This is a genomic window from Empedobacter sp. UBA7620 (assembly GCF_002484185.1).
Classification (GTDB): Bacteria; Bacteroidota; Bacteroidia; order Flavobacteriales; family Weeksellaceae; genus Empedobacter; species Empedobacter falsenii_C.
Window position 1 is genome coordinate 418 of record NZ_DLJI01000067.1, and the last position, 3747, is coordinate 4164.

Here is a 3747-nt window from a genome sequence, read left to right on the forward strand (position 1 = left end):
AAAGAATTTGAAGAATTTGAAAAAAAATCACCTATCAAATTAGAAGAAGCATGGAATATTCAAAAAAAATATATGAAAAAAAATAATCAAATTCCAGAAAATTGGTTGTTTTTTGTTATTAATGATTACTATGTTTTTAATTCATCTATAAATCCTAAAGAAGCAATTTTTTTTAAATGGGGTTTGAGTAAATTCGAAAACTGGAGATGTTAAGTATAACAATTCAGAAATTTTAATAAAATATAATAATGTATATAATGGGGAAAGTGAAAAATTTCCTTTTTAAATAATCTTTTCTTTTTTCTAAAGCATCATTTTGACGAACTAGTTAAAAATCAACTTATTAAACTAATCGAATGATTTTAAAGAATAATTATGAAAAATAAATTCTTATATCATATCATGTTTTTTCTTTTAGTGGCTATAAATTTATATTCGCAAAAGACAACAAAAGATAATTTTACATTTCTTGTACAAAAAGAAGAAGGTGACCTGAATAATGATAAACAGATTGATAAAGTTGTTTTAGAAATGGATTTAATTGACGAGACAGGTCCATTACGATTACAAATATTTCTTTCGAAACCGAATAAACAAATTCAACTGGCAGTATCTTCTACAAAGTTAATTGAAAACCAATATCCAGTTGATAAAAAAGGCGAACACAATGGTAATCCTATCCCTGATTTTTACATCGAAGATGGTAATTTGGTAATGCTTACAGATATCGAGAATCGAAAAAGCCGTTATGAATTTCGTTATAAACAAAACAATTTTGAATTAACTAAAATATCAAGAGTTAAATGGGACGGAAAAAATACTACATCTGAAACCAATATTAACTTGTTAACCAACACCAAAATAGAATTTAATCAAGAATTAGGTTCAGATAAAGTTTTAAATAAAAAGAAAATCATTATGAAAGTAAATAAGCTACCTAAAATTCAGGATTTGAGCTTTTCTGATTTAGAAAATTTTTAAAATTATTATGAATTAACTAATTTATAACTTTCCAAAAAAATTATCTTCTATAAACAGCTTACCTATCACTACCTAAAGCGCTTATTATAAATAAAATCTTAAACTATACTCCTTTTTTTAAAATATCTAGGAATAATTGTTACACAAGTAAATTTAATATACTAAGCATAATCTTACTTGCTTTTTATCTATTCTTGAAAAAACAGGAGTTAAGTCCTCTTACGTACTATTAATTTTCTTTTAATTGGTTTGGGACAAAATTTAGTTAAAGATCAAAATAATCTAAGTAATAGATCTGTTAATAATAGCATTGATACTTCTTTATAGTTTTCTTATTCTTTTTGTTCGAAATAACTCAGAATCGCTAGCTTTAATTATAATACTAGTAATATCAAATTTAATTTCTTTCTATACAAAATCTGGGGAATATCGGACTAATACAAATGTTTCATTCATGAATGGTCAAGGTTCAATTGTTGATTTGTATTAACTATTATTTATAAAATTCCATTTGATTTAAAATTCTACAAGAAGTATTTAGCTAATTCTATCATTTGAATTGTAGTATTAAATTGATGTAGAGAAGAATAATTGAAAGGTTATTTATCTTATTTATACAAATAAGTAAAAAAAGGTAGTAAATGAGGGGTATAGATGAGCAATTTTTAAATAGAGTGATTGTATTTTCGGAATAATTTTAAGATTTAAATAACAAAATTTAAATTATTTGCTGTTTTCTATAAGTTTTGATAAGAATAGATGGTTATTAAACATTTTCTTAGAATAATGTTGAGTGAAAAGTATTTTATTCTCAGGAGAAAGGAAGTTATTAGAACATATTTTTTTATGAATTAGATATATTTTTAATTACTTCTAAAATTGCATCTTTTCTTTAATTAAAAAGTATAAAACTTTAATTTAAAACAACTTAAACAAACATCACATCTTTTGAAAATGTAATGAAATATGATTTTTTTTTTAAAACTATATATAAAAGAATATGAAAAATAAACTACTTTATTTCATCTTTACTGGATTTCTGACAACACAAACTAGTTATTCGCAAGTGGGAATTAATACAGATAATCCTCAATCAACTTTAGATGTTGTGGCTAGTTTAGCTACAACATCTAAAGACGGTATTTTGCCTCCAAGAGTTACAAAGCAGCAATTAGCAGCAAAAAATTCAGGGACTTATAATACTAATCAAGAAGGAGCTATAGTCTATGTTACAACAGCAGATATCCCAACAGGAGTAACACCTAGTTTATCACAGGTTACCAATATAACAAGTTCAGGATATTACTATTTCAATGGAACTGAATGGTCTCCTTATTTATCAAAAAATATATATAATTCTGACGGAAGTCTTACTGGAAATAGAATCGTTACTCAAGGAAATCATACATTAGCGTACACTTCTTCGGTTGCCAATGGTTTTTCTGTAGATGGACCTACTTTTTCTGTAGATGCAGCTAATCACAAAATAGGTATAGGAACAACAACACCCGAAACGAAGCTTCATGTTGTTTCTACAGATCCTAAATTGAGCAGATACAATTTGATTGATGCAAATTCGGGAAGCAATCAATATGGAATTATGGCTCTAAGAAATATATCTGAATTAGCTATTGGAAACTTATCATTACTTGGTTTTACTAACAATGGTCCAACTGCAGGAGGTGCCAATTGGGCATTAGGATCTATTCGTACAGGAATATCAGATACAAAAGGTTTAGAAGAAGATTTTTATATCGGAAACTCTAATGGAGGTAATTTAATTGAAAGAATGCGGATTAGTGCTTCGGGAAATATTGGAATAGGTACTTCTTCTCCAAATAATAAACTTCACATTAAAGGCAGCAGTAACATCGATCCTGTACGGATAGAAGGTTTACAAAGTGGGGATATGGCTGTTACAGGATCTAAGATGTTGATGATAGATGGAAATAATAATGTAAAGACGACTACTCTCACTCCTGTTGGTGTCACAAATGGACTGAGTAAAACAGCAGCTGGAGATATAAAACTAGGCGGGACATTAACAGAAGCGACCACAATTACCACAGACGGAACAAATACATTAAAATTAGCAGGTTTAACAACTGGCAATGCGTCTAACATTGGTTCAAAAATTTTAATTGTTGATAGTAATAACAATGTACAAGTAACAGATAAAATAGCAAACGATTTATCTATTCCTTCTCCTGCTATTTTTACATTATTAACGGCTCAAAGTAATTTTTTGGATAACACTGCTGCAGGAGCTAAAAAAACTGTACCGATGTCGCTAACAAAAAATGCAATTAAAGGTTTAACTTTTGATGCTAGTAGTGAAACAATTACATTTCCCCCTGGAATTTACCAAATAACCTTTATATATGAAGCTTTTGTAGGAGGAAGCTGCACAGTTAGTTCCTATTTAGTTGATTTCCCTAAAGAAGTAGGAACTCAAAGAATTCATAGCACTGCGTCTCATAAAGCCGATGCTAGTGGTCTTGGTACTAATCACGGTGGTACAATTTCCTATGTTACAACTCTTGCAAATACAACATCATGGGTTATTCAGCTAGGAAGAGGATCTTCTGGAAACTGTTCAAATGGAATGACTTTAGTACAAAATTCAACTCAACTTGTTGTATTCAAATTAGGAGATATCTAAAATACTAACCTTTTTTATGCTTTAGATGATTTAATTTTTTATCAAAACAGATTGTAAAAATTAAAAACAAAAGCAAACTATACTTATAAAAATATAAGGTTAGA

The 3747-nt window shown here is 28.2% G+C and carries 3 protein-coding genes; all 3 read left to right on the plus strand.

Annotation, left to right across the window (positions count from 1 at the left end; translation table 11 throughout):
- The coding region (locus tag B2217_RS16930) for a hypothetical protein (RefSeq protein ID WP_414647371.1) at positions 1-213 on the plus strand (213 nt) is incomplete at its 5' end.
- A 162-nt stretch (positions 214-375) separates the two neighbouring features.
- Positions 376-981 carry a hypothetical protein gene (locus B2217_RS16935; protein ID WP_180906443.1) on the plus strand — a complete coding sequence of 202 codons (606 nt, stop codon included), beginning with the start codon at positions 376-378 and terminating at the stop codon, positions 979-981.
- A gap of 1000 nt (positions 982-1981) precedes the next feature.
- Positions 1982-3643, plus strand: a complete 1662-nt coding sequence (locus tag B2217_RS16940) for a hypothetical protein (RefSeq protein WP_180906442.1) — start codon at positions 1982-1984, stop codon at positions 3641-3643.
- Positions 3644-3747: the final 104 nt, after the last annotated feature.

Bases quoted from the DNA above. Each gene is read 5' to 3' on its own strand.
- B2217_RS16935 (WP_180906443.1), top strand. From the start codon at position 376: ATGAAAAATAAATTCTTATATCATATCATGTTTTTTCTTTTAGTGGCT.
- B2217_RS16940 (WP_180906442.1), top strand. From the start codon at position 1,982: ATGAAAAATAAACTACTTTATTTCATCTTTACTGGATTTCTGACAACA.